Source organism: Methanocalculus sp., from assembly GCF_029762515.1.
Taxonomy (GTDB): Archaea; Halobacteriota; Methanomicrobia; order Methanomicrobiales; family Methanocorpusculaceae; genus Methanocalculus.
Genome location: NZ_JARVGN010000481.1, coordinates 1 through 1,598 on the forward strand (window position 1 = coordinate 1; position 1,598 = coordinate 1,598).

Genomic DNA, 1,598 nt, shown 5'->3' on the forward strand with positions numbered 1-1,598 from the left:
CGAGATCGTTGATTGCGGTTTTGACGATGATAACAACAGATTCGCGTCCGAAACGCTCTGAACTGAGCACCATATCATAACAGGAGAGATCCCCGATATCGATCCCATAGTAGGTATGGTACCGCTGTGCTTCAGATCGTTCACGCTCGATTGTCACCGCTGTTGCAGTATCTCCATCCTGGATATCACGTGCGGCGATCCTCTTCGAACGGCACTCCGGGCTGGCCGTCAGCCAGATCCTGAGATCGGCATTCTCCACCATTCTGCCTGCAAGACGCCCTTCAATGATGATATCATCTGATCTCATCCCGATCTCTTTCTGCCGTTCATCGATAAGCCGGTCAATTGTTGGATCGCTCTCTGCAAGACGCCCAAATTCCGCGAGATCCATATTCCGCTCTTCTGCACAGGCACGAAATACTTCGCCCGCAGAGATGAAGGTGAAACCAAGATCCCTTGCAAGTGCTTTTCCAAGAGAGGTTGTTCCACTACCAGGAAGGCCGCTGATGGTGATTCTCATCAGATGCCCCCGATATTGAGGGCTTTCCTGATCACCTGGCTGACCGTGAGCGAACAGATCATGTACCAGAGAATCCATGCAGGGAGAATCCAGACAGCCATCTCATTTAAGCTGGTGATCCCCATGAACGGGAAGACGATAGCAGTATCCATCGAAAGTGCAGCACTCAGATCCATCCCGTGAAGCCGGTAGAGGAGCCAGAAGAAGATGGGAACCGTGATGAGAATGATATATGCCATCGGCTTGAACTGCTGCTGGGACATCTCAAGCTGATCCTTCATCATGGCATCGCGTTTTGCCTCGAGCTTCTTGATCGCTTTTTCATCACCTGCAAGCTGGGCTTCACGGAACTTCATCTGGAACTCCTTCATCTTTGCCTGTACTTCCTGCATCTTCTCATAGTCGATGGTGTACTTCTGAATAAGTGAAGAGTACAGTCCGGTTGCCGAGGAGAGGAAGAGGAGAACCGCAAAGAACGGCATTCCAAAGGTATCGGTGAGAGGTCCGAGTATCGTATCGATCGCCTCTGCTATACCATCCCGTATCCACTCCACTGCATATGCCATCATCAGGCCAAAGGCCAGTATGAAGGCAATATAGGTTCCGTACTTCTTCATCAGGTTCAGCATCGTTCACTTCCACTATTTCAGCACTGCAACAAGGGCCTTGACACCCTGTTCAAGAAGATGATCAGCATTTGTGATGATCGCAACCGTGCATCCGGTGAGCATTGCATATGCAGTGGCAAATGACCGGTTTATCTGCTGATGCTCGCGGATTGAACCAGCACCTTCCATATCCCTGACACGTGATGCATCAGAGAGCCGGCGGAGAAGGATCTGATCATCATCTGTCTCAACAAGCACGATCGTATCGGGCATGAGCGCGGTGAGCACCCATTCGGGAAGGCCGGCAAGGTATCCTGCCGGGGTTTTCACGGATGCATGGGTATCAATGATAACATTCCCATCAATTGCTGCCATCTTCTCAGCTGCAAGTTTCTGAAGGCGTTTCTGAACAGTCCGATCGAGTTTGCGCATCTGGTCGCGATCTTCTGCGAGCCCCTCGGACTGCGCGA

At 51.3% G+C, this 1,598-nt stretch carries 3 protein-coding genes; all 3 read right to left on the bottom strand.

What is annotated here, in order from left to right:
* On the bottom strand, positions 1 to 520 hold a 520-nt coding region (cmk, locus tag QCH34_RS12390), incomplete at its 3' end, for a (d)CMP kinase (RefSeq protein ID WP_300334587.1).
* Positions 520 to 1,149: an EMC3/TMCO1 family protein gene (locus QCH34_RS12395; protein ID WP_300334589.1), complete on the bottom strand. Its 630-nt coding sequence runs from the start codon at positions 1,147 to 1,149 to the stop codon at positions 520 to 522. The genes cmk and QCH34_RS12395, both read right to left, overlap by 1 nt.
* 12 nt (positions 1,150 to 1,161) lie before the next feature.
* A partial coding sequence (locus QCH34_RS12400; protein ID WP_300334590.1) for an adenylate kinase occupies positions 1,162 to 1,598 on the bottom strand: 437 nt, incomplete at its 5' end.

Bases quoted from the DNA above. Each gene is read 5' to 3' on its own strand.
- QCH34_RS12395 (WP_300334589.1), bottom strand. From the start codon at position 1,149: ATGCTGAACCTGATGAAGAAGTACGGAACCTATATTGCCTTCATACTG.